Annotated in this window: 22 protein-coding genes; 5 read left to right on the plus strand and 17 right to left on the minus strand. The window is 63.6% G+C overall.

The genetic code is table 11. The features are described from left to right. Positions 1–72 precede the first annotated feature (72 nt). Complete coding sequence (locus tag AC07OJ_RS26960; RefSeq protein ID WP_106803305.1) at positions 73–1,587, plus strand: hypothetical protein; 1,515 nt, start codon at positions 73–75, stop codon at positions 1,585–1,587. A 59-nt stretch (positions 1,588–1,646) separates the two neighbouring features. Here AC07OJ_RS26960 and AC07OJ_RS26965 read toward each other — a convergent pair whose 3' ends face one another. The 15 genes from AC07OJ_RS26965 to AC07OJ_RS27035 all read right to left on the minus strand — a co-directional run bounded on the left by AC07OJ_RS26965 (position 1,647) and on the right by AC07OJ_RS27035 (position 18,719). Continuing rightward, positions 1,647–2,744 (minus strand): SMP-30/gluconolactonase/LRE family protein, encoded by a 1,098-nt coding sequence (locus AC07OJ_RS26965; RefSeq protein WP_495095542.1) that lies wholly within the window; start codon positions 2,742–2,744, stop codon positions 1,647–1,649. Next, positions 2,741–3,418, minus strand: coding sequence for a sterol desaturase family protein (locus tag AC07OJ_RS26970; RefSeq protein WP_495095543.1), 678 nt, complete (start codon positions 3,416–3,418; stop codon positions 2,741–2,743). The genes AC07OJ_RS26965 and AC07OJ_RS26970 overlap by 4 nt, the downstream gene beginning before the upstream one ends. A gap of 82 nt (positions 3,419–3,500) precedes the next feature. Next, the gene (locus AC07OJ_RS26975) at positions 3,501–4,364 is read right to left on the minus strand and encodes a LysR family transcriptional regulator (protein ID WP_495095544.1); all 864 of its coding nucleotides are present in this window, start codon (positions 4,362–4,364) and stop codon (positions 3,501–3,503) included. A 610-nt stretch (positions 4,365–4,974) separates the two neighbouring features. Next, positions 4,975–6,372 (minus strand): amidase, encoded by a 1,398-nt coding sequence (locus tag AC07OJ_RS26980; protein WP_495095545.1) that lies wholly within the window; start codon positions 6,370–6,372, stop codon positions 4,975–4,977. Further along, a complete protein-coding gene (locus AC07OJ_RS26985) occupies positions 6,369–7,637 on the minus strand; it encodes a Zn-dependent hydrolase (protein WP_262134150.1) in 1,269 nt (422 codons plus the stop codon). Before AC07OJ_RS26985 ends, AC07OJ_RS26980 begins: the two co-directional genes overlap by 4 nt. 13 nt (positions 7,638–7,650) lie before the next feature. Continuing rightward, on the minus strand, positions 7,651–8,346 hold the full coding sequence (locus AC07OJ_RS26990; RefSeq protein WP_106803310.1) for an ABC transporter ATP-binding protein: 696 nt from the start codon (positions 8,344–8,346) through the stop codon (positions 7,651–7,653). Beyond that, positions 8,346–9,095, minus strand: a complete 750-nt coding sequence (locus tag AC07OJ_RS26995) for an ABC transporter ATP-binding protein (RefSeq protein WP_015884778.1) — start codon at positions 9,093–9,095, stop codon at positions 8,346–8,348. Before AC07OJ_RS26995 ends, AC07OJ_RS26990 begins: the two co-directional genes overlap by 1 nt. Then, positions 9,092–10,102 (minus strand): branched-chain amino acid ABC transporter permease, encoded by a 1,011-nt coding sequence (locus AC07OJ_RS27000; protein ID WP_065904023.1) that lies wholly within the window; start codon positions 10,100–10,102, stop codon positions 9,092–9,094. Before AC07OJ_RS27000 ends, AC07OJ_RS26995 begins: the two co-directional genes overlap by 4 nt. A 1-nt stretch (position 10,103) precedes the next feature. Next, a complete protein-coding gene (locus AC07OJ_RS27005; RefSeq protein ID WP_015884776.1) occupies positions 10,104–10,964 on the minus strand; it encodes a branched-chain amino acid ABC transporter permease in 861 nt (286 codons plus the stop codon). A 61-nt stretch (positions 10,965–11,025) separates the two neighbouring features. Beyond that, the gene (locus tag AC07OJ_RS27010; RefSeq protein ID WP_065904020.1) at positions 11,026–12,228 is read right to left on the minus strand and encodes an ABC transporter substrate-binding protein; all 1,203 of its coding nucleotides are present in this window, start codon (positions 12,226–12,228) and stop codon (positions 11,026–11,028) included. A gap of 210 nt (positions 12,229–12,438) precedes the next feature. Next, on the minus strand, positions 12,439–13,206 hold the full coding sequence (locus tag AC07OJ_RS27015; protein WP_065904017.1) for a FadR/GntR family transcriptional regulator: 768 nt from the start codon (positions 13,204–13,206) through the stop codon (positions 12,439–12,441). Between the two features lie 107 nt (positions 13,207–13,313). Further along, entirely contained in the window at positions 13,314–14,063 is a 750-nt protein-coding gene (locus AC07OJ_RS27020) for an alpha/beta fold hydrolase (RefSeq protein ID WP_213551140.1), read from the minus strand. 103 nt (positions 14,064–14,166) lie between these two features. After that, entirely contained in the window at positions 14,167–15,531 is a 1,365-nt protein-coding gene (locus AC07OJ_RS27025; protein WP_495095557.1) for an efflux transporter outer membrane subunit, read from the minus strand. Between the two features lie 43 nt (positions 15,532–15,574). Continuing rightward, positions 15,575–17,548 carry a MacB family efflux pump subunit gene (locus AC07OJ_RS27030; protein ID WP_065904006.1) on the minus strand — a complete coding sequence of 658 codons (1,974 nt, stop codon included), beginning with the start codon at positions 17,546–17,548 and terminating at the stop codon, positions 15,575–15,577. Position 17,549: 1 nt separating this feature from the next. Further along, on the minus strand, positions 17,550–18,719 hold the full coding sequence (locus AC07OJ_RS27035; RefSeq protein WP_495095546.1) for an efflux RND transporter periplasmic adaptor subunit: 1,170 nt from the start codon (positions 18,717–18,719) through the stop codon (positions 17,550–17,552). Positions 18,720–18,975: 256 nt separating this feature from the next. Between AC07OJ_RS27035 and AC07OJ_RS27040 the strand changes: the two genes are divergently transcribed. The 4 genes from AC07OJ_RS27040 (at position 18,976) to AC07OJ_RS27055 (ending at position 23,150) form a co-directional block, all read left to right on the plus strand. Next, positions 18,976–19,458, plus strand: coding sequence for a sigma-70 family RNA polymerase sigma factor (locus AC07OJ_RS27040; protein ID WP_065904000.1), 483 nt, complete (start codon positions 18,976–18,978; stop codon positions 19,456–19,458). Between the two features lie 119 nt (positions 19,459–19,577). Next, the gene (locus AC07OJ_RS27045; protein ID WP_495095547.1) at positions 19,578–20,915 is read left to right on the plus strand and encodes a lysine N(6)-hydroxylase/L-ornithine N(5)-oxygenase family protein; all 1,338 of its coding nucleotides are present in this window, start codon (positions 19,578–19,580) and stop codon (positions 20,913–20,915) included. 136 nt (positions 20,916–21,051) lie between these two features. Continuing rightward, the gene (locus AC07OJ_RS27050; protein WP_120449073.1) at positions 21,052–22,272 is read left to right on the plus strand and encodes a putative DNA modification/repair radical SAM protein; all 1,221 of its coding nucleotides are present in this window, start codon (positions 21,052–21,054) and stop codon (positions 22,270–22,272) included. After that, positions 22,269–23,150, plus strand: a complete 882-nt coding sequence (locus AC07OJ_RS27055) for a TIGR03915 family putative DNA repair protein (RefSeq protein ID WP_495095548.1) — start codon at positions 22,269–22,271, stop codon at positions 23,148–23,150. The genes AC07OJ_RS27050 and AC07OJ_RS27055 overlap by 4 nt, the downstream gene beginning before the upstream one ends. A 496-nt stretch (positions 23,151–23,646) precedes the next feature. On the opposite strand, the gene AC07OJ_RS27060 is transcribed toward AC07OJ_RS27055, so the two are convergent. Beyond that, entirely contained in the window at positions 23,647–24,144 is a 498-nt protein-coding gene (locus AC07OJ_RS27060) for an Lrp/AsnC family transcriptional regulator (protein WP_065903991.1), read from the minus strand. A gap of 5 nt (positions 24,145–24,149) precedes the next feature. Continuing rightward, positions 24,150–24,980, minus strand: coding sequence for an ABC transporter ATP-binding protein (locus tag AC07OJ_RS27065; protein WP_495095549.1), 831 nt, complete (start codon positions 24,978–24,980; stop codon positions 24,150–24,152).

The raw sequence follows: 24,980 nt of genomic DNA on the forward strand, positions 1-24,980 counted from the left end.
CATATCCTACATTCCATTCCAGGTGACCGGATGTCACCTGAGCTTCACTTTTTAACTATGGATGGATAAAAAATGAAATCGAAAAAAGCTCTCATGCTGGGCGCGGCCATGGCGGCCACCTGCTTTGTCTCGGCCTTTGCCCTCGCTGAACAATACCCTCACCTGGCTGCGCAAGCGGCTTCTCCCACGGTCAAGCACGGCTTGAAAAGCGCTGTGAAGATCAACGCCAACAAGGCGACGGCTGCCCTCAAGCAGCAACTGCTGGCGGGGGCCCAGCAGAAGAAACCATTGTTTGCCGCCAAGGCGAAAGCCGACTCGGTGGTCGAAGACAACACCGCGCCGGCCAGGGTGACCAAGGTACAAAAAGCCACGGCCCAGTCGGCGCCCGCCGTACAGGCCGCGCTGGTCCAGGGTTGTGAACAGACGCTGGATATCAACTCTCTCTATACGATCAATGGCGTACAAACCGGCGACCTGCTGTGCTACCACTTCAACCTGCCGCAGAAAGCGCGGATCAACGTTCTGCTGGTCAACCAGACCGCAGGCACCGATATGTCGTTGTCGCTGTTCCAGGACGATGGCCAGGGCAATCCGCTGCCCCTGGGCACTTCCAATAACCCCGGCACCGGCGATGAAAGCCTTGGCGGCGTGGTGCCGGCCGGTGACTACTACTGGTTCATGGAGGCCAACGCGGCGGTCCAGGGGTCGAGCTTTCAGTTCGGGGTTGCGGTCGATACCAACCTCGACGCCTATGAGCCCAATGACACCCCGGACACGGCCTTCCAACTGCCGGACACTCTCAACTACATCAACGGCAATGCCGACAGCCTGGATGACGTCGATTACTTCGATTTCACCGCCGTCCGTGGGCAGAGTGTCGGTATTGCGCTGACGGCCGATGCGGCCAGTGGCAGCACGCGTAACAAGTGGATCCTCGAGCGTTTCGATGGCGGCCAGTGGGTCACCGTGGGTGCCAACGTCGTGTCGACCTCGATCCCCAGCCCGGGCGTCGGTGGCGTAGTCAAGGTGCGTGTGCGGCCGAACCAGCACCCCAATGAGCCGTGGAGCGCGACGGGCAAGTACAACCTGTCGTTTGGTTCCAACCCGCGGGTCAACAGCCCGGATGTGAAGGGCGAGGCGAACGTGTTGCGCATCCCGTATTCAGCTTCCAACGTGGGCTATGGCTACATGACCACCCAAGCCTATCGGGACCTGACCTGGACCATGGGCCTGTCGGACAGCACCGGTGCACCGCTGGTGGGCCTGCACCCGATCGTCTATCTCGACCAGCGGATCGACCCGGCCAACGGCGACATCGTCTACAAGGCGTATTCGGCAGCGACCGACAGCTCGGGGCAAGCCTCTGGCACGATCAATGTGGGCGCGTGCAGCGGCGGTGATTTCCAGACCACCTTTGTCGATTACTCCCAGGGCTACAACAACACCTGGCGTACCGACTTCAACTACGGCGTGTGGCGCATGGAAGTGCTGGAATACCCGGGCATCGGTGTCGGTGGCGAGAATACCCAGTTCGTCAGTTTTGGCCACCTGTGCAAGCAGACCCTGCTGAGCAGCACCAAGAGCTGACATGATTGACCCGTAGTACCCAGGGCATACAGGCCAGGCGCCTGTATGCCCTTTTTGCGTCATGGCGCCAACGCCAGCTTCAACGGCAGGCGCGCCATGCTCGTGCTCTTCAGCGAACCCAGGTACAGCCACTCGCCATACTCCCGGGCGGTGGTGATCGGCGAGTAATTGCCGGTGCTACCATCCTGCAGGTTGGCGATGACCTTACCGTCGGTGTTCAGTCCCAGTACGAAGGCTTTGCGCTCGATCGGCTTGGGCACCACCATCAGCGCCCGCACCATGACTTTGCGCAGCAGTGGGTAGCCGGCAAAACTGTCCAGCAGTGGGTTGCGCGGCGAGTAAAGTGCCACCCAGAAGCGGTCCTGGCCGTTGAAGCTGAGGTTGTCCGGCAGACCGGGCAGGTTGTCGATAAACAGGTCGTGCTGCCCCGCGCGCTCGCCCTTGAGCCAATAACGGCTGATGCGATAGGCACCGGTTTCATTCACCAGTACATAGTTTTCCTCCGGCCCCAGGGCCACGCCGTTGGCGAATTGCAACTGGTCGAGCAATACCTCGGTGTTGCCGTTGCTGAAGTCATAGCGCAGCAGCCGGCCGTCGCCGCCGTGCTCGATCACTGCCTCGCCGTCCTGGCCATAACCCCAGCGGCTTGAAGCATCGCTGAAGTAGGCATAGCGCCCGCTGGCATCCACCGTGACGTCATCGGTAAAGCCAAAGGGCACGCCATTGGCGGCGGTGCTCAGCGACGTCAGTTGGCGATGGGCGTCGAGTGCGAGCAAGCCCTTGATCCCGTCGGCAATGATCAAGCGCCCATCCGGGTGCAGCGCCATGCCCAGCGGGCGCCCGCCGGTATTGGCCAGCACTTCCAGGCTGCGGCTGTCGGGCGAGGTACGGATGATGCGCCCGTCGTGCAGCCCGCTGATCAGCAATCCCTGGGCATCCATCAGCAACGCCTCGGGCCCGTCGATGCCCTGGGCACCGATTTTCTGCACGCCCTTGAGGCGTTGGTTTTCCGCGTAGGCGCCGTCCTGCAGGGAGGGCGCCTTGGGCGGTGTCCAGTTCACCGGTTGCACCTTGGTGGGCATCAGCAGCAGAAACGCGATCACGACCAGCAGCAACACAAACAACAGATGACGCAGTTTTCTGGGACGGGTACTCATGACGATTCCTGGTTGTCGTGGGGGCCGGGCTCCCAGTACAGGGTGCCGAACAGGTAATCCATCAGCGGCATGACGATATTGAAGTTGCGCCCCTGCATCAGCTCGCGGCGGTGATGCAGCGCGTGCAGGCGGTGCATCTGGCGAATCCACGGCAGGCGCGCGAGCGGGTGCTCGACAGGCAAGTGCTCGCAGGCGTGGAACACTTCGTACAGCAAGTAGCCGAGAATCATGCAGCCGGCAAACAGCCCGGCGACGTTGGGACTCAGTTGCTTGAGCAGCCACCAGGCGGGCAGCGTGATTGCCAGGCTGTGCAGCACGATCAGCCAGGCCGGGAACAGGATTACGCGCCAGTCCCTGGGGCTGTCGTAGGTCATGTGCCCGGGGGTGAAGAAACTGTGGTGATCGCCGGTGTGGCGGGCGTAGAGCAAGCGGGCGAGGGCGTGTTTGTGGTGGCCGAGGTGACGGTGCACGAGGTAGATACACAGGTTGAAAAACACCAGGGTCAGGGGAATAGTCAGCCACTGGAGCGCGGTGATGTTGTCCGTGGAGGACCAGGCCAGGGTGATGCACAACGCCCCATAACCGAGGACGAAGCTGGCGTGCAGCCAGGGGTTGTAGAGGGGGCTGACGGCCGCGCGGTAACGTGCGCGGAAGGTCTCGGTGGGATGGGGCATGGCGGGCAGCTCAGGGTTTTTTTATTGGAAACTGAGCTTAGTTGGTGCGCGCAATTGTGCGAGTTTTTGCCCCGTGCGCGGGTTAAATCAAGGGGTCCCAGCGTTGCGACCAGTCACTCTCGGCCTTGACCACGTCACGCAGCAACGCCAGGGCCTGTTGCAGCACTGCCGAGTCGCGCGCCCGCGAATACACCACGAAGGTCGGGAAGTTGAATTCCGGGGCCTTGGGCACGCGCTGCATCACGCCGCTGTCCAGGTAGCTTTGCACCACCCGCGTGCGGAAGTAGCCGGCGCCGCCATTTTCCAGGATGTACTGCAACGCCAGCGGCCCGAGGTTGAAACTCAGCGCGGCACGGGCCCGGTCGGGCAGGGCGGCGTCATGCTGCTGGCGAAAGCCCGGGCCCCAGTCGATGTACACGTACGGGTCCGGCTTGCTCACCAACTGCACCAGGATGAGTTTTTCTTCCAGCACCTGCTCGACCTGCAGCCCAGGCCAATATTGGGGTTGGAACACCAGCGCGGCATCGAGCACACCGAGTTCGAGTTGGCGCAGCAGGTATTCGCCCTCACGCACTTCGGTGCGCAGCGCGTGCCCAGGGATCTGTTCGCGCAGGGCCTGGGCCCAACCGAGCATCAATGGGTTGCACAGGCTCACTTCACCGCCGATATGCAGCACGTTGCGATAGCCATCGGGCAACGGCAGGTCACGCCGCGCGGCTTCCCAGGTTTGCAGCAGTTGGTTGGCGTACACCACAAAGGCCTCGCCGTCGGCGGTCAGGCGCGCACCGGCGCGGTTGCGGATAAACAGCGTGCTGCCCAACTGCCTTTCCAGGCTCTTGACCCGCGCGGTGATGGCGGTCTGGGTAACGTGCAGCTTCTCGGCCGCGGCGGCGAGGCTGCCGCAGCGGGTGATTTCGAGGAAAGTGCGTGCCAGTTCGATGTCCATGAAACCCCCGGGAATGAATGGGCACAGTGTAATGGAATGCGATCAAGACCGGGGGCGGGTGCCCACTACAGCTCCCGCAGGGGATTGGCGGTGTCGGCCTGATTTCAATCCCTTGTGTGATCGCAGTAGTCGGCGCGACGCAGCCCAAGTGTGGGAGTTGTCGAGCCCCAGCGAGGCTGCGAAGGCGGCGGTATTGCTGGCATTTTCTGCGCCTGAGACACCGCTTTCGCAGCCTCGCTAAAGCTCGACAACTCCCACAGGGGGTTGGCGGTGTCGGCCTGATTTCAATCCCTTGTGTGATCGCAGTAGCCGGCGCGATGAAGCTCAAGTGTGGGAGTTGTCGAGCCTTGGCGAGGCTGCGAAGGCGACGGTCTTGCTGGCATTTTCTGCGCCTGAGACACCGCTTTCGCAGCCTCGCTAAAGCTCGACAACTCCCACAGGGGATTGGCGGTGTCGGCCTGATTTCAATCCCTTGTGTAATCGCCATGTAAGACGCGACGAAGCCCAAGTGTGGGAGTTGTCGAGCCTTGGCGAGGCTACGAAGGCGGCGGCATGGGCGATAGGGGGGGCTGACCTGCCACCCCCGAAAGCCCCCCCAGTTGAGCCCACTTCAGGTCTGCGGCGCTTGCAAGTGCGGTGTGGGGAACGCTTTGGCGTACACCTGGCAGACCTTCAGCACCTGTTCATCGGCAAACCGCGCGCCCACCACATGCAACCCTACCGGCAGACCATTCGCCGCCAGCCCGCATGGCACCGATGCCGCCGGTTGCTGGGTCAGGTTGAACGGGTAGGTAAACGGCGTCCACTCCATCCATGCCTGCATCCCGGAACCCGGCGGCACGTTGTGCCCGGCGTCGAACGCGGTGATCGGCAGCATCGGCGACACTAATATGTCGTAATGCTCATGGAACGCGGCCATCTTCGCCACCAGCGCCGCGCGGGCTTCGAGGGCGTCGTTGAAGTCGCCAAGGGTGAGCTGTTCACCGCGTTGTGCGATGCGCAACAGACCGGGGTCCAGCAGCTGTTTTTGCGCATCACTCATGGCGCCGGTCAGGCGTGCGGCACCGGCGGCCCACAGGGTATTGAACACTTCCAGTGGGTCGCTGAAGCCTGGATCGATCTGCTCGACATGGGCGCCCAATTGCACCAATCCCTCTACTGCCTGGGCCACGACCCTGGCAACCTGCGGATCGACCTTCACATAGCCGAACGTCGGGCTATAGGCCACGCGCAACCCTTTGAGGTCCGCAGCGCCCGTCAACCAGGGCGTGGTCCGCGGCGCGCCGATCAGGCCGTCCCGCGCGTCCGGCTGGGCGATGGTCTGCAGCATCAACACGCTGTCTTCCACGGTGCGGGTCATCGGCCCCAGGTGCGACAGAATCGTCATGGAACTGGCCGGCCACTGCGGCACATAACCGAACGTCGGCTTGATCCCGAAAGTGCCGGTAAACGCGCACGGAATCCGGATCGAGCCGCCGGCATCGCTGCCCTGGTGCAATACGCCGAGGTTCAACGCCGCCGCTGCACCGGCGCCGCCGGACGAACCGCCCGCCGTGGTGCGTGTGTCCCACGGGTTGCGCGTGATGCCGTACAGCGGGTTGTCGGTCACGCCTTTCCAGCCGAACTCCGGGGTGGTGGTCTTGCCCAGCAGCACGGCGCCGGCCTTGCGCATCAAGGCGGAAAACGGCGCGTCGACGTCCCACGGCCCTTCGGCGGATGAGGTGCGCGAGCCCTTGCGGGTGGGCATGCCGATTGTCAGCGTGAGGTCCTTGATCGACGCCGGTACACCGTCCAGCGCGCCGCAGGGCTGGCCCTTCAACCAACGCTGCTCCGAGGCTCGCGCAGCCTGCAGCGCGCCTTCGGGGTCGACGTGGCAGTAGGCGTTCACCACCGGGTTGTAGCGTTCGATACGCAGCAGGGCGTCCTCGGTGACGTCCACCGGTGACAAGGTCTTGTCGCGAAAATGCTGCAGCAGTTGCACCGCCGTCAGTTGGCCCATCTCACTCATGCCCGGTCCCCCTGCGCCGCATTGACCATGGCGCGCAACAGCACCGCGCAGCCTGCCGCGAGGTCATCCGGCGCGGCGTTTTCGATTTCGTTGTGGCTGATGCCGCCTTCGCACGGTACGAAAATCATCCCGGCCGGGCCGAGTTCGGCGACGAAAATCGCGTCATGCCCGGCACCGCTGACGATGTCCATATGGCTCAAACCCAGCGCGCCTGCCGCGTCGCGCACGGCGTTGACGCACGCCGGGGCGAAGTCCAGGGGCGGGAAGTCGGCGGTCGGCGTCAGCTCGAACGTCAACCCATGCCGGGCCGCGCTGGCTTCGATCACGCTGCGCACTTCATCGACCATCGCTTGCAGCTTGTCCGCATGCAGGTGGCGCAAGTCGAGGGTCATGTGCACCTGGCCGGGAATCACATTGCGCGAGCCGGGGTGCAGGCTGAGGCAGCCGACGGTGCCACAGGCGTGAGGTTGTTGCTGGTGAGCGATGCGATTGACCGCGCTGACTACCTCGGCGGCGCCGACCAGGGCGTCCTTGCGCAGGTGCATCGGCGTCGGGCCGGCGTGGGCTTCGACGCCGGTGAGGGTCAGGTCGAACCACTTCTGGCCCAGGCAACCCATCACCACGCCAATCGTGGTGGCCTGGTCTTCCAGCACCGGGCCCTGTTCGATATGCGCCTCGAAATACGCCCCCACGGGATGGCCGAGCACCGCACGGGAACCGGCATAGCCGATGCGCTGCAGCTCGGCGCCCACCGACAGGCCCTGGTCGTCGAGCTTGTCGAGCGTGTCCTGCAGGTCGAATTTCCCGGCAAACACCCCGGAGCCCATCATGCAGGGCGGAAAGCGCGAGCCTTCCTCGTTGGTCCAGACCACCACCTCGATCGGCGCCTGGGTTTCGATGTTGAGGTCATTGAGGGTGCGGATCACTTCCAGCCCGGCCATCACCCCGTAGCAGCCGTCGAACTTGCCGCCGGTGGGCTGGGTGTCGATATGGCTGCCGGTCATCACCGGCGCCAGGGCCGGGTTGCGCCCAGGGCGACGCGCAAAAATATTGCCGATGGCGTCGACACTCACGCTGCACCCAGCGGCCTCGCACCACTGCACGAACAAGTCGCGGGCCTGGCGATCGAGATCGGTGAGGGCCAAGCGGCACACGCCGCCCTTGACCGTGGCGCCGAGCTGGGCGAGGTCCATCAGCGATTGCCACAGGCGGTCGCGATTGATCAGTGGGGCATTGCTCTGGAGCGGTTGCGCAAAGCTATTCATCAGTGTTCTCCGGTCAGGCGCTCAGGGCCAGGTAGCGGTTCTTGATGGTCGGGTCGGCGCGGAAGGCGGCGGCGCTGCCCTCGTAGACCACGCGGCCCTGTTCGAGCACGTAATGGCGGTCGGCGAGCTTGTCGCAGACCATCAGGTTCTGTTCCACCAGCAGCACGGGGAGGCCGTCGTCCTTGACCTTGCGCAGGATCTTCACCAACTCGTCGACGATCACCGGGGCGAGGCCTTCGGTGGGTTCGTCGAGGATCAGCAGCTTGGGATCGTTGAGCAGGGCGCGGGCGATGGCGAGCATCTGCTGCTCGCCGCCGGACAGCGCGTGGCCGGCGTTTTTGCGCCGCTCCTTGAGGCGCGGGAACATGCCGTAGACGTCTTCCAGCTGCCAGCGGCTGGTCTTGCGCGCGGCGATGCGCAGGTTTTCCTCGACGGTGAGCAGGCGGAAAATCCCGCGGTTCTCCGGCACCAGTGCCAAGCCCTGGCGCGCGATTTCAAAGATCTTCTGGCCCACCAGTGCCTGGCCGTTGAAGTGAATCTGGCCCTGGCGTGGGCAGATGATCCCGAGAATGCTGCGCAGCGTGGTGGTCTTGCCGGCGCCGTTGCGCCCCAGCAGCGTCACCAGCTCGCCGGGGTTGACGGTCAGCGACACGCCTTCGAGCACGTGGCTCTTGTCGTAGTAGGAATGGATATTGTCGACGATCAGCATCAGGCAGCCTCCCCAAGATAAGCCGTGCGCACACGTTCATCGGCCCGCACGAATTCCGGCGTGCCTTCCACCAGGATCTGCCCGTGGCTCATCACCGTGATGCGTTGGCTGATCGACATGACGATGCTCATGTTGTGTTCGATCAGCAGCACCGTATGGTCGCGGCCGAGGTCGCTGATCAGCTGGGTCATGATCGGAATGTCATCGATGCCCATGCCCGAGGTGGGCTCGTCGAGCATCAACAGTTTCGGTTTCGAGCAGATCGACATGCCCACCTCCAACACGCGTTGCTGGCCGTGGGAAAGCTCGCCGGCCAAGGTGTCGGCACGCGCGCTGAGCTGCAGGCGTTCGAGCACCTGGTCGGCCATCTCCAGGTGTTCGCGCTTGCTGTCGACCCGGCGCCAGAAGTTCAGCGCGCGGGCACCGTCGCGACCTTGGGCGGCCAGGCGCAGGTTCTCGCGCACGCTGAGGTTCTGGAACAGGCTGGTGAGCTGGAACGAGCGCGCCATGCCCAGGCCGACGCGGCCGTGGGCGGGCTTGCGCATCAGGTTCTTGCCGTCGAAATGGATCGCCCCGGCAGTGGCCTGACGCTCACCGGTCAGGCAATGAAACAGGCTGGTCTTGCCCGCGCCATTGGGGCCGATGATGGTGTGGATGGTGCCGGCTTCGACCTTGAGGTTCACGCCATTCACCGCATGGAACGCGCCGTAGGCCAGTTCCAGGTCTTTGGTTTCCAGCAGGATGCTCATAGCACTTCCTCCTTGGTGATGACAGCGGCCTTGCGCGGGCCTCGCACCTTCTCGAACAGCGACGCCAGGCCTCCCCACAACCCTCCGCGCATGAAGATCACCACCAGGATCAGGATCACCCCCAGCAGCATCAGCCAGCGAGGCCACAGGTCGGAGAGAAAATCCCCCAGCAGCACGATGGAACCGGCCCCCAGCAATGAGCCGAACAGCGAGCCGGTGCCGCCGACGATGGTCATGATCAGGATGTTCTCGGACATCGCCAGGTCGATATTCGACAGCGGCACGAAGTGCAGCAGCATCGCGTACAGCGCGCCGGCGATGCCGGTGACCGCGCCGGACAGCACGAACACCAGGATCTTGAAGTGACGGGTGTCGTAGCCGATGGCCGAGGCGCGGGTTTCGTTTTCGCGGATCGCCATCAGCGTGCTGCCGAATGGCGAAGCGATCACCCGGCGTGCGCCGATGAAGATCAGCAGGAACAGCACCGCGACAAACCCATAGAACGCACGGGCGTCGGCCAGCGACAGCAGCACGGTGTCGCCGAGGCGGATTTCCGGGCGCGGCACGCTGAGCAGGCCGTTGTCGCCACCGGTCCAGTCGCTCAAGGTGTAGGCCACGAAGTAGGCCATCTGGCTGAACGCCAAGGTCAGCATCACGAAGTAGATGCCAGTGCGCCGGATCGCCAGGGCGCCCACCAGCAAGGCCAGGAAGCCACCGGCCACGGCAGCGCCGAGCAACGCGGTGAATAGGCCCAGTTGCAGATGAATCATCAGCAGCGCCGCGCAATAGGCGCCGGCGCCGAAGAAGATGCCTTGGCCGAACGACAGCAGCCCGGTGTAGCCGAGCAACAGGTTGCAGGCGAGGGCGGCCATGGCAAAGATCAGGATCTCGGTGGCCAGGGTCGCCGAGGGCAGCACCAAGGGCAGGCCGATCAGCACCGCGAGTACCCACAGCAACATGGCTTTGGATTGGGTCTTGGCAAACGGCAGCGGATTTTTCTCGCTCATGTCAGGCTCTCCCGAACAGGCCGTAAGGGCGCACCAGAATCACCACGGCCATTGCGCCGTAGATCATCAGGCTCGCGCCTTGGGGCCAGAGTGTGGTCATCAGGCTCTGCACCACGCCCACCAGCAAACCGCCGACCAGCGCACCGCTGAACGAGCCCATGCCGCCGATCACCACGACCACGAAGGCCACGCCGAGGATCTCCGGGCCGACAAAGGGCTGCGCGCCGCGCAACGGCGCAAACAGCACGCCGGCGACACCGGCCAGGGCCACGCCGAGGGCGAAGGTCATGGAAAACAGGCGGAAGATATTCGTGCCCAGCAGCGACACGGTTTCGGTGCTTTCACTGCCGGCGCGCACCAGTGCGCCGAAGCGCGTGCGTTCCAGCAGCAGCCACAGGCCCAGGCCGACCAGCCCGGAAAACACGATGAGGAACAGTCGGTAGTAGGGGTAGACAAAGTCGCCGACCACCAGCACCCCGCGCAGCAGTTCCGGCACGGCGACGCTCTTGCCCACCGGGCCCCAGATCATCACGCTGGCTTCCTGGATGATCAGCGCGATCCCCAGGGTGACGAGGATCTGGAACATGTGTGGCAGGTGGTAAATCCGTTGGATTAACAGGCGCTCGATCACCCACGCCAACGCAGCCACCACCAGCGGCGCGATCAGCAGGGCCAGCCAGAAGTTGCCGGTGAGGCTCACGGCGGTGTAGCAGATGTAGGCGCCCAGCAGGAAGAACGCACCGTGGGCGAAGTTGACGAAGTTGAGCAGGCCGAAAATGATCGTCAGCCCGACCGCGATCAGGAAGTAGATCATCCCCAATCCCAGGCCGTTGAGTATCTGGAACAGATAAAGATTAAGCATGCAGAAACCCTCGGACAGGCGGCCGCGAACGCGGCCCTGTCGTGTTTAGCGAGTCAGCGGGTCAGGCGAGCGTGCAGCCCGTGGCGTCCACCGGCGGGAAGGACTGGCCGGCGCTGAGCACCTTGGCCAGGTCGTCCTTGTCGGCCATGTCGCCGGCGGCCTTGCCGATCAGCAGGTAGTAGTCCTTGATCACCTGGTGGTCGCCGGCGCGGATCGATTCCTTGCCGGTCGGGCCTTCGTAGCTCAGGCCCTGCATGGCCTTGGCCACGGTCGGCCCGTCGAAGCTGCCGGTGGCGATGATGGTTTCGAGCATGACCTTGGTGCTGATGTAGTCAGCGGCCAGCGGGTAGGTGGGGTTGATGCCGTACTTGGCCTGGGTCAGCTTGACCAGCTCGCGGTTGAGCGGGGTGTCGACCTGGTGCCAGTACTGCGCGCCGAGGTACACGCCTTCGAGCACATCGCTGCCCAGTTCCTGGAATTGATCGAGACCGGCGGACCACACCAGCAGCACTTTCATGCGCTCCTTGATGCCGAAGTTCACCGCCTGGCGCAGGGTGTTGGACGACTGGCTGCCGAAATTCAGCAGCACCAGCACGTCGGGCTTGGTGGAGATGGCGTTGGTCAGGTAGCCGGAGAATTCCTGTTCCTGCAACGAGTGATAGCTGTTGCCCACGTGCTCCAGGCCGTGTTCCTTGAGGACATTTTTGGCGCCTTCGAGCAGGGCTTCACCGAACACGTATTGCGGGGTGATGGTGTACCAGCGCTTGGCGTCCGGCAGCAGCTTGATCAGCGGCACCATGGTTTCGCGGATCGCGCCGTAGGTCGGCACCGACCAGCGGAACGTCGCCTTGTTGCAGTCCTTGCCGGTGACTTCGTCGGCACCCACCGGGGTCATGAACACGCCGCCGACCTTGTCCACTTCCTTGGCCACGGCCAGCGCCGATGACGACAGCGTGCACCCCTGGAAGAACCGCGCGCCGTCCTGCTGGATGGCTTCCTGGACCTTGCGCACCGCCTTGCCGGCGTTGCCTTCGGTGTCGATCACCTTGTAGTTCAGCGGGCGACCGAGCACTTCGGGATGCTGTTCCACCGCCAGCCGCGAACCCATGTCGGCAAACTTGCCATAGCTGGCAAAGGCGCCGGACATGGACTTGAGGCCGTAAAAGGTAAAGGGCTCGGCGGCGAATGCCGAACGCACGCTCAGCGGAAGGCTGAGGGCGGCGGCGGCGGTGAGACTGGCTTTCAACAACGTACGACGCTGCATGGGGTGACTCCCTGGTTTAGTTATTGGCAGGAGTAGCAATGGCGATACGGTGGAGCAGGGCCTGTGGGCAGGCCTTTTTATTGAGGCGAAACGCGGTCAGGAAATGTGCGGGCGGGCTTGCTCGCGAATACGGTGCATCAGTCTCCGGATGCTTTGCTGACCCACCGCATTCGCGAGCAAGCCCGCTCCCGCACTGGGTCTGTGGTGTTGTTAAGAGTGATCGAACTCCAGTAGAAAATGCGGGCTGACCTGGCCTTCCAGCGCGGTCATGTGGTGTTCGGCGTCGCACATGTGTTCGTGCATCAGGCTGCGCACGGCTTTTTCATCGCCGGCGCGAAACGCGCTCAGCAACTGTTTGTGATAGTCGAGGTTGGCCGCGTCGAACTGCTTGCGCTTGGGCTTGTAGGCCTTTTTCAGCACCACCAGGTCACGCAGCAGGTCATTGAGGAACTGCGCCATGAAGCTCAGCAACGGGTTGGGGCATGCCTTGGCCAGCAGGTTGTGGAACTCCAGTTCCGCCAGGCGCTGTTCACGCTGGCCGGCCTCGCTGTCTTCCGGCGCGCTGCAGAAATCCACGTTGTCCTGCAGGGCCTGGTAGTCGTCTTCACTCAGGCGCCCGAGTACCGAGACGGCCAGTTCCACTTCGATGACCTTGCGCAACTGGTAGACCTGCTCGCCATCCAGATGCTGGAAGTGCAGGTAGTTGCGCAAGGCGCGGCTGGCCGGCTCGGTGCCCGCCTGGTTGAGGTAGGCGCCGCCGCTGGGGCCGGTGCGCGTGCTCACCAGGCCCTCGACTTCCAGCGCCTTGAGCGCCTCGCGGGCCGAGCCCTTGGAGCACTGGAAGCTTTCCATCAGCTCGCGCTCGGTGGGCAGGCGATCGCCGGGCTTGAGTGCATCGGTGACGATAGAGCGCTTGACCGACTCGACAATCACATCGGACAGCTTCTGGCGTTTGCGTCGTAGCGGGCGGCTTAGCATGGGTTCGATTTATCGTATTAATGCGGATAAATAGCACTTAATAACGATTGGGTCGCAGCGTCAACGCAGGGTGTCGTTTTCGGCCGCAACAGGTCGCAAACGGCGCGCTACTCCCAAACGCCTGAATCGAGGCAGCGCGTCGACGCCGGCGGCTGCTTGCCATAGGCAAGGAAGTCGCCCACCCATTGGTTGACGCAGCCGCTGGGGCCTGGCGTGGCGGTGTCTTTGAGGTGCAATTGTGCAACCCGGGGCGCGGCCTTTTCGCCGGGCGCGGCATTCACCAGCACCATGCGCGCGACGCGGTCGGGAAAGAGCGCGCCGTAGCGGCTGCCCAAGCGCGTGGCGCCGGCGTTACCGAGGTAGTGCAGCTGCGCGTCACCGAGTTGGGCTCGCACGAATTCCATGTCGCGCACGGCCTGCTCAAGACCATTCTTGTGCTTGAGGTCGCGCGGGCTGAGTTCGATCACGTCATAGCGATTGAGCAGCGTGCGATAAGCCTGGTTGGAATAGGCACCCCAGCGGCTGGCCAGTTGCACGGCGAAGGTGCCGCTGCGGTTGCGCCGGGTGGTGTCGCCAGCCTGGGCGAACACTACGCCTTCACGGCTCAGCGGATCGCGCGCGCCGACACGGGTGACGTACAGGCGCAGGTTGCCTTGGCGTGGCGCGGCGTAGTTGCGCGGGACACTGACGACGCCGCATTGGGTGCGCGCCAGCACTTCGGGGTCCAGGTGTTCGACCTGGGGGATGGGGCAGTCGAGCAGCCAGTCGATGGCACTTTCGGTGATCAGTGGCTGGGCCAGGGCGGTGCTTGCCATCAGCCAGATACCGCCACAAGCGAGGTGTTTTGCAACAGTCATCAGGAGGTCCCGGGCAGCCGTGTGATGGCGGCTTTTTTACCAAGGACCTGGGTTGAAGAATGTAGGTCGAGAAAACAGCTCGTGTACGAAAGTGGAGTTTTGTTTAGCGGATATCAGTCTCCCAGCCGCCCCCCAGCGCTTTGTACAAGGCGATGCTGGCCTGCAGGCGCGACAGCCGCAGTTGCACGTTCAAGTCCTGGGCCGCGTACAGCGTGCGTTGGGTCTCCAGCACTGTCAGCAAGTCCTCGGCGCCTGCCTGGTAGCGACTCTCGGCGATCTGGAAGGCGGTCTGCGCCTGTTGCAGCTCTTCACTTTGCCATTCGCGCTGCTGGTCGAGGCGGGTGATGCTGCTGAGGGCTTTTTCCACATCGGCAAAGCCGTTGATGATCGCGCCACGGTAGGTTTGCAGCAGCTCATCCTGGCGGGCGCGGGCCTTGTCGCGCTCGGCGCTTAAACGGCCGTTGTTGAAGATCGGCCCGACCAGCCCGGCGGTCAGCGTGTAGTACGGGCTGCGCAGCATTTCTGCGGCTTTGTAGGCGTCCGAGCCAAGGGTCGCACCGAGAGTCACGGCCGGTAGCATGGCCGCCCGCGCCACGGTGACGTCGGCTTGTGCCGCCGCCAGCTGCGCCTCGGCCTTGGCGATGTCGGGGCGCCGACTGAGCAATTGGCTGGGCAGGCCAGCGCCGATGGTCGGCCAGCTCAGCGCCTGGAATGGTTCGGCGCCCAGGTCGAGGGCCTGCACCGGTTGGCCGAGGAGCGCCGCGAGGGTGATCCGCGACTCTTCGGCCAATTGCTCGATCAGCGGCAATTGCCGTTGTTGGCTGGCCACCAGGCTTTTCTGCTGGGCCAGTTCCAGGGCCGTGGCGGAGCCGGCGTCGTAGCGCGTCTGCACCAGGTCGAGCACGTTGCGCGCGTTCGCCAGGTTGAGCTGGGCAATCTGTTCGCGCTCAACGGCCGCCAGGGTTTGCGCGTAGCGGTCGGCCACATTGGCGAGCAAGGTCAGTTCCACCGTCGCCTGGTCAAACTCGCTGGCCCGCAGGCTGTGCAGGGCGCTGTCGCGCGCAGCCGCGCGGCCACCCCAGAAATCCACTTCGTAACTGGCAGTGAGGTTGGCGCCGAAGTTGTCGACAACCTCATCGCTTTGCGACGCGTCCAGGCTCGGTCCGCCTTTGCCGCGCAGCAGTTTCTGGCGGCTGGTGTCGAGATTCAGCTTGACCTCGGGCAGCAGCGGCGCGCCGGCAATCACTGCGCTGGCCTGGGCCTGGCGGACCCTGGCCATGGCGGCGGCGACGTCGAAACTGTCACGCCGCGCCTGGTCGACCAGGCGATTGAGTTGCGGGCTGCCAAAGTGCGTCCACCAGCGCTGGTTGGTGGCCTGGGTCGCGTCGCGCTCGGCAAATTTCCAGGCGGCCGGCGGCGCAATACCGCTGTCGATGGCGCCAGGACTGCCGGTGCAGGCGCTCAACATCAGGCACAGGCTGAGCAGGGACAGGTGCGTGGGCAGGGATGGTTTATTCACTGGTCAATGCCTTAACCGGATCGAGCCGGGCAGCTTTACGGGCCGGCATAAAGCCGAATACGACGCCGGTGACCAGCGCGCAACCAAATGCGCCAAGGACCGCCACCAGGGAAAACTGGACCGCCACCTTGGCCAGCACCAGCACGCCGCCCACCAGCAAGGCCAGGGCGATGCCGCAGAGGCCGCCGACCACCGAGAGCATCACTGCCTCGGTGAGGAACTGGCGCAGGATGTCGCGCTGGCGCGCGCCGGTGGCCATGCGGATGCCGATTTCGCGGGTCCGCTCGCGCACCGTCATGAGCATGATGTTCATCACGCCGATGCCGCCGACCAACAGCGAAATCGCCGCAATCGAGCCGAGCATCAACGACAGCGTGTTTTGGGTGCGCGCCTCGGCCTGGATCATCGCGGCGTTGTTGGTCAACTCGTAGTCGCGCTTGCCGTTGTGCAGCTTTTGCATCAGTGCGTCGATGGCCACCTCGGCCTCGTGGACCTTGCGCGCATCGGCGGCGGCAATCACCACGTATTCGGGGTTGTAGCTGCCAAACAGGCGCACGCTGGCGGCGGTGTAGGGGATGGCGATGCGGTCGTCGCTGTCCTTGTTGCCGGAGCTGGCGCCTTTTTCCGCGAGCACGCCGATCACCTGGAACGGCACGTTCTCGATCAGGATGTACTGGCCGATCGGGTTGACCTGGCCCTTGAACAGCTTTTCGCGGATGCGGTGGCCAATCACCGCCACCGTGGCACCGGCGCGCTCATCGGCGGCGGTGAAATAACTGCCCTCAACCACCGGCCAGTTGAAAATGTCCGGGAAGTTGGTGTCATTGCCGCCCACATAGGCCATGTAGTCGACATTGCCAAAACGCACTCCGGCCTCGGTGCCGTTGACCGGCATGATGCGCTTGACCTGCGGCAGTGCCGCCAGCGCCGCGACGTCATTGAGGGTGACGATACCCAGCGGCGTGCGCGGGTTGGGCGACGAACCGCTGAGGTAAAGAATGTTGGAGCCGAACGCGCCCATCTGTGCCATGACCTGGCGCTTGCTGCCTTCACCGACCGCCAGCATCACCACCACCGACGCCACGCCGATGATGATGCCCAGCAGGGTCAGCGCCGTGCGGAAACGGTTGATCCACATCACCCGCCAGGCGGCCTGCACCGCGTCGATCAGTTCGGCTTTCCAGGCGCCGTTGTGTTCGGCGCCGTCGGCCAGGCGCTGGCGCAGGTCCACGGCCTGCAAGGCGCCGTTGCTGGCGGGTGCGGGGACGTAGCTGTCGGCCTCGGCCGAATCGCTGATGATCAGGCCGTCGCGAATCTCGATGATGCGATTGGCCCGCGCCGCGACTTCGCGGTCATGGGTGATCAGGATCACCACGTGGCCTTGGCTCGCCAGCTCATCGAGCAAGGTCATCACCTCAGCGCCGCTGTGGCTGTCGAGGGCGCCGGTGGGTTCATCTGCGAGGATGATGTGCCCGCCATTCATCAAGGCGCGGGCAATCGACACGCGCTGCTGCTGGCCGCCGGACAACTGGTGCGGACGGTTGCCGGTGCGGTCGGCCAGGCCCAGGCGGGTGAGCAGGGCCTTGGCGCGCGCGTGCCGTTCGGCGGCGCTGATGCCGGCATAAATCGCCGGCATCTCGACGTTTTCCTGGGCCGAACCCGACGGGATCAGGTGGTAGCCCTGGAACACGAAGCCGAACGCTTCACGGCGCAGCCAGGCCAGCTCATCGCTGTCCAGGTGCGCGACATTTTCGCCGGCGAACAGGTAGTCGCCGGTTGTGGGCCGGTCGAGGCAGCCGAGGATATTCATTAAAGTGGACTTGCCGGAGCCGGACGCGCCGACAATCGCGACGAATTCCCCGGCGTGGATCGACAGGTCGATGCCGCGCAAGACGTCGACCTGCGGGCTGTCGCCGCCGCCGTAGGATTTGCGGATGTGCTTGAGTTCGATCAGGGGCGTGGTCACCTCAACCCCCGTTGCCGTCAGCCGGGCCGATCAGCAGGTGATCGCCTTCATGCAGGCCGTCGAGCACTTCGACGCGCAGGCGATCACTGATGCCCAGGCGCACTTCGCGCTCCTCGATGCGTCCGTTTGCCGCCACTACGCGGGCAATCTGCCTATCGGTGCTCGAGGTGCCCTGCAACGCAGCGACCGGCACGGTGAGCGCGTCCTTCACGGCGCCCGCGACAAAGAACACCTGGGTGGTCATTTCGGCCATCAAGGCATTGTCGCTGTTGTCCACATCCAGCAGCACGGTGTAGAGCACCACGCGGCCGCTGCCGCTTTTGTTGGAGCTGTTGGGGCTGCCGCTGCCCTGGGTTTCATTCAACGGCTTGGGCGGGATCGGCAGGATTTGCCGCACGGTGCTGGTCCAGCGCCGGTTGCCGCCGCTCAGGGTGGTGAAATAGGCGGTCATGCCGGGTTTGACGTGGCCAATGTCGGCTTCCGAGACTTCTGCCCATACGGTCATCGGCGACAACTTGGCGATACGCAGGATCAACGGCGTCTGCTGCTGGGCGTTGAGGGTCTGGCCGACCCGCGCGTCCACCGCCACCACGGTGCCGGTCATCGGCGCATAAATGCGCGTATAGCCCAGTTCCGCTTCGTCGCTGCGCAGGCTGGCCTGGGCCTGGAGGATCTGCGCCTGGAACATGTCCATCCGCGCCTGGGTCGCGCTCAATTCGGCCTTGGCGGTTTGCACATCTTCTTCACGGGTCGCGTTGCCGGCCGCCAGGCGCTGCTGGCGCTGGTATTTCTGGCGCGCCAGTTCGTGCTGGGCTTTCTGCTCCTGCAACTGGGCCTTGAGGTTTTCGATGGCGTAGCGGCTGGCGTCGAGCTTGGCCTTTTGCGTGGACGGGTCGATTTCCACCAGCAACTGGCCTTCCTGGACCTGATCGCCGGCTTCGACGTGAATCTTGCGGATCTGCCCGGAGGCCTGCGCGCCCACGTCCACATATCGACGCGGTTGCAGGGTGCCGAGAGCCGTGACGCTGTTTTCGATATTGCCGCGGCTGACGGTGACAGTGGTGAGCGTGTCACGCCCCGGCGGCAACACCTGCCAGGCGGCAACGGCGATGAGGGGGATCAGGCACGCGATAACAAGCAAGGCGCGTCGGGCAGGGCGAGGGCGTTTCATGCTTAGGTTCCAGCCAGGAAAGTTCGGAGCGCAGTTGCGCAGAGCTGACAGTTAAACGAGAGAATTGCCCGGGGATTTAGGCTGTTACACAAGCGGTTACAGGTCCTTTGAAGAAAAATAATCGTCCATCGGTGCAAGTCTGCTTTAAAAGTAGATGAGAATTACTATAAATTGCACGCACCCAAACTGCCATTACCTCATACGCTGTCTTTTTCGCACTCAAGGACCTAATGCCGCCACCCGGCGGTCGGGAGTCATGTTGGAAAACTACTATCGCGAGCTGGTGTGTTTCCTCAACGCCAAGCTGGGCAACCGCCAGGTTGCCGAGGATGTGGTGCATGACGCTTATGTCCGGGTGCTGGAACGTTCCAGCGACACCCCCATCGAACAACCCCGCGCCTTTTTATACCGCACCGCCCTGAACCTGGTGATCGACGGTCACCGGCGCAACGCCTTGCGCCAGGTCGAGCCGCTGGATGTGCTGGACAGCGAAGAACGCTTCGCCCCCTGTTCGCCCCACGCCACCCACGACCACGGCCAGCGCCTGGAACTGCTCGAACGCGCCCTCGCCGAGCTGCCGGCGGCGTGCCGCGACAGTTTCATGCTGCGCAAGCTCGACGGATTGACCCACGTGCAGATCGCCGAGCGCCTGTGCATTTCCCGTGCGCTGGTGGAAAAACACATCGTCAACGCGATGAAGCACTGCCGGGTGCGGATGCGCGAGTGGGACGCGCACTGATCACCGATCAGTTAAATTTTATTTCACTGTCCTCGTTTCCTATCAACACATGACCTGTTGTGCAGGTCTTGAAGGTATTCCCGCCCCACCGCCAAGGGGCTTATCCAGAGGACACTGGAATGACACAGGCAATTGCTTCGCCCGCGGTTCACGACCTGATCGGTATCGGTTTCGGCCCTTCGAACCTGGCGCTGGCCATCGCCCTGCAGGAGCGCGAAAAGGCCCAGGGCAAACTGGACGTGCTGTTTCTCGACAAACAGGCTGACTACCGCTGGCACGGCAATACCCTGGTGACCCAGAGCGAGCTGCAGATTTCCTTCCTCAAGGACCTGGTAACCCTGCGCAACCCCACCAGCCCGTACTCCTTCGTCAATTACCTGAAAGCCCACGACCGCCTGGTGGATTTCATCAACCTGGGCACCTTCTACCCGTGCCGCATGGAGTACAACGACTACCTGCGCTGGGTCGCGGGGCAGTTCCAGGCCCAGGCGCGCTACGGTGAGGAAGTGCTGGCGATCGAGCCGATCCTGCACCAGCAGCACGTCGAGGCGTTGCGCGTGATCTCCCGCGATGCGCTGGGCGAGCAGCATGTGCGCACCACCCGTTCGGTGGTGGTCAGCGCCGGCGGCACGCCGCGTATTCCCGACGCGTTCAAGGCGCTCAAGGGCGACAGCCGGGTGTTCCATCACTCCCAGTACCTGGAGCGCATGGCCTCGCAGCCCTGCGTCGACGGCAAGGCCATGCGCATTGCGATCATCGGCGGTGGCCAGAGCGCGGCCGAGGCCTTTATCGACCTCAACGACAGCTTCCCGTCGGTGCAGGTCGACATGATCCTGCGCGGCTCGGCGCTGAAGCCGGCCGACGACAGCCCGTTCGTCAACGAAGTGTTCTCGCCGGCCTTTACCGACCTGGTGTTCCAGCAAGTCGGCGCGGAGCGTGAGCGACTGGTCGCCGAGTACCAGAACACCAACTATTCGGTGGTGGACCTGGACCTGATCGAGCGCATCTACGGGATTTTCTACCGCCAGAAAGTCTCCGGCATCGCCCGCCAGGCCTTCCGCACCATGACCGTGGTCGAGAAGGCCACGCCGGGTCCGCTGGGCATCGAACTGGCCTTGCGCAACAACGCCAGCGGCGAAACCAGCGTCCACCATTACGACGCCGTGATCCTGGCCACCGGCTACGAGCGCCAGATGCACCGCGAACTGCTGGCACCGCTGGAAGCCTATATGGGCGACTTCGAAGTCAGCCGCGATTACCGCATCGTCACCGACGAGCGCTGCAAGGCCGGCATCTACATCCAGGGCTTCAGCCAGGCCAGCCACGGCTTGAGCGATACTTTGCTGTCGGTGCTGCCAATCCGCGCGGACGAGATCGCGGCGTCGCTGCATGCGCTGGACCGGCATCGCGGCAACGCGCGTTCGGTGCAGGACCTGTTGCTCGCCACCGCCAGCTGAGTTTGTCGGAGCCCGGCTTGTCGAATCGCCGCGGTGCGACGATACGACAAGCCCTGCACCTACCAGTCATCATTCCGGGCTAGTATTCGGGATTGCTCGCTGATACTGTACAAAAAACCAGTATCGGTAGCCCTCCATGCAGTTGATCGAAAAACTCAGCATCCTCGCCGACGCCGCCAAGTACGACGCTTCCTGCGCGAGCAGCGGCGCGCCCAAGCGCAGCTCGGAGGGCAAGGCGGGGCTGGGTTCCACCGACGGCATGGGTATCTGCCACAGCTATACCCCGGACGGGCGCTGTGTGTCGCTGCTCAAGGTGCTGCTCACCAACTTCTGTCTCTACGACTGCCAATACTGCGTCAACCGCCGTTCCAGCGATGTGCCCCGCGCGCGTTTCAGCCCGGAGGAGGTGGTGACCCTGACCCTGGATTTCTACCGGCGCAATTGCGTCAGCGGGCTGTTTCTCAGCTCGGGCATCATCCGTTCGGCCGACTACACCATGGAGCAGCTCGTCCGCGTGGCCAAATTGCTGCGCGAAGAACATGACTTTCGCGGCTACATCCATCTCAAGACCATCCCCGAGGCTGACCCGGCGCTGATCGCCGAGGCCGGGCGCTACGCCGATCGGCTGAGTGTGAATATCGAGTTGCCCACCGATGCCAGCCTGCAGACGCTGGCACCGGAGAAACAGATCGGCTCGATCAAGCAGGCCATGCAGACCATCTACACCGGCGAACAGACGGTATTCAACGAACCGCGCGCGCCGCGTTTTGCCCCGGCGGGGCAGAGCACGCAGATGATCGTCGGCGCCGATGATACCGACGACAGCACCATCCTCCACGGGGCCGAGGCGCTGTACGGTAACTTCAAGCTGCGCCGCGTGTATTACTCGGCCTTCAGCCCGATCCCCAACAGCCCGAAAAGCGTGCCGCTGGCCGCGCCGCCATTGATGCGTGAGCACCGCTTGTACCAGGCGGACTTCCTGCTGCGCAGCTACGGCTTCAGTGCCGGTGAGTTGTTCCAGGGCCCCGGCCACCTGGCCCTGGACATCGACCCCAAGTTGGCCTGGGCGCTGGAACATCGCGAGGTGTTCCCGCTGGACCTCAACCGCGCCGAGCCGACGCTCATCGCCCGTATCCCCGGCATTGGCCTGCGCACCACCCAACGCCTGGTCGACCTGCGGCGTGAGCGCAAGATCCGCTTCGAAGACCTGGCGCGCATGCGCTGCGTGCTGGCCAAGGCCAAGCCGTTTTTCATCACCAGCGATTACCACCCGCAGCAGGCCGACAGCACCAGCGTGCTGCTGCGCGAACAATTGCGCGACCGCCCGCAGCCGCAACAGATGGGGCTGTGGGGATGATCAGCCTCGAATGCGACAACCTCTTCAGCACCTGGCGCGAGCAGGCGCGCTGGTTGCTCAGCCATCAGGTCGACCCCAGCCAGGTGAGCTGGGGCGAGGCCGAGGTGGCGGACCTGTTTGCCACCGACGAGCCGATTCCGGCGGGGCTTGGTCCGTTCCAGGCGCGGATTCCCAAGGCACTCCTGGAGTTGCTCGAGTCGGCAGCCTGTTACCACGGCGATCAGCGCTGGAGCCTGTTGTATGAGGTGTTATGGCGCGTCAGCCATGGCGACCGCACCGCGATGCTGGCGGGGGACAAGCTCGGCAGCGAGCTGCAGCGGCGGATCAAGCAGGTGAGTCGCGAGGCCCATCACTTGCACGCGTTTGTGCGCTTTATCGCCGTGCCAGCAGAGGCGGGGCCGGAGTTGCCGGAGTACGTCGCCTGGCATGAGCCGGCCCATGACATCCTGAAAAGCGCGAGCCAGCACTTTATCGGGCGCATGGGACGCCATCGCTGGATGATCGCCACGCCGCTGGATGGGGTGTATTACGACGGCGAACAGTTGATTCATCAGCGCGAGTGCCCCGAGGCCTGGCAGCAACTGGCGCAGAATATCGAAGACCCGCACAGTGCCATGTGGTTGACCTACTACAGCCACATCTTCAACCCGGCGCGCTTGAACCCCAAGGTCATGGAAGGCCACTTGCCCAGCCGGTTCTGGAAGAACCTGCCGGAGGGCAAGTTGATCCCGGGATTGATCAGCGAGGCGCGCACGGGCAAGCAGAAGGATGGGCAGGCAAAGCTGATTGGAGCCCGACCCGGAAAGAGAATTGCCAATCCGATCAATGGCGGCGCTGGCTTGCCGGCGATGGCGGCGGGTCAGTTGGGTCAGAGTTGACGGGTACACCGCTATCGCAGGCAAGCCAGCTCCCACATTGAGTTGTATTCCAAGGTTGGAACCGGGTTGTATCGCCCGCTCGGATGTTGGCAAGTCCCCAGCCCGAACAGCGATCAAAACTGTGGGAGCGGGCTTGCCCGCGAAGGCGGTGTATCAGTCGCTGAAGAAGGTGGCTGATCTACCGCCTTCGCGAGCAAGCCCGCTCCCACCTTTGGTTGTATTCCAAGGTTGGAACCGGGTTGTGTCGCCAGCTCGGATGTAGCCCCAATCCCCAGCCCGAACAGTGATCAAAACTGTGGGAGCGGGCTTGCCCGCGAAGGCGGTGTATCAGTCGCTGAAGAAGGTGGCTGATCTACCGAATTCGCGAGCAAGCCCGCTCCCACCTTGGGTTGTATTCCAAGTTTGAAACCGGGTGGTATCGCCCGCTCGGATATTGGTCTGCACCCAATCCCACATACACACATACGGGATCTTCATGGTCCTGGCAGGTGGGGCCTCAGGTCAGTTCGGTGGCGGTGTTCTTGACCACCGCCAACTCCGGGTGCGCGACCAGCTTGTCGATGTGCAATTCATCATTGTTCAACCAGGTCTCGGTCAGCACCCGGTAGTGTTCCATGTCGCGGCAGCGCATGCGCAGGCTGTAGTCGAACGGCCCGCTGATCAACTGGCATTCGAACACCTGCGGACAGGCCTTGATGCAAGCTTCGAAGGCCTTTTGCGCCGAGCGGCCACTCTGGTTGGACAAGGCCACCAGCACCAGCAGCGACAGCCCCGGTGAGACCATCTGCACATCGATGATCGCCCCATATCCACGGATCACCCCGCGTCGCTCCAGCTTGCGCACCCGTTCCAGGCAGGGCCTGGGCGTGAGGTGCACCAGCGACGAGAGCTTTTCGTAGGTGATACGTCCCTGATGGCGCAGTACGTCGATGATTGCCTCGTCGATGCGGTCCAGCGCAGGGGAAGAATGGGGTCCGTTGGCCTTGGTATCCATGGGTTTCACTTCAAACGGTTGGAAAGAAATTGCTGCAAGCGCTCGCTGCTGGGGTGGTCGAGAATCTCGGCGCCGCCTTGTTCCTCGACCCGACCCTGGTGCAAAAACAACACTTGGCTGGACACCTGGCGGGCAAAGCCCATCTCGTGGGTGACCATCAGCATGGTACGACCTTCCTCGGCCAACGTCTGTATGACTTTGAGGACTTCTCCTACAAGTTCCGGGTCGAGTGCCGACGTCGGCTCATCGAACAGAATGATTTCCGGCTCCATCGCCAATGCGCGTGCGATAGCCACGCGCTGCTGCTGGCCACCGGACAGGAACGCCGGGTATTGATCCGCCACACGGCTGGGCAGACCGACCTTGTCGAGGTACATGCGTGCACGTTTTTCCGCGTCGGCGGCACTCACGCCAAGCACCCGGCGCGGCGCCATGGTGATGTTTTCCAGCACGGTCATGTGGCTCCACAGGTTGAAGTGCTGGAACACCATGGCCAGGCGCGTGCGCAGATTCTGCAGTTGCTCCTGATGCGGCGCGCGAGTGCCGGCGCGGCCCTGGCGCATTTCGATGCTGATGCCGTCCAGGGTGATCACCCCGGCATCGGGTTGTTCGAGAAAGTTGATGCAGCGCAGCATCGTGCTCTTGCCCGAGCCACTGGCGCCGATCAGGCTGATCACATCGCCGTTGCGTGCGTTGAGGGACACGCCCTTGAGCACTTCGTGTTCGCCATAGCGTTTATGGATGCCTTCGACTTGCAGCTTGACGGCCGCCGTTGCAGTTTTGCTGACGGGTATGTCGACCGGATAAGTGGCCAGGGCCTGCGCGGACTGATTCAT

This window comes from Pseudomonas sp. GW821-FHT09C08 (assembly GCF_059418125.1).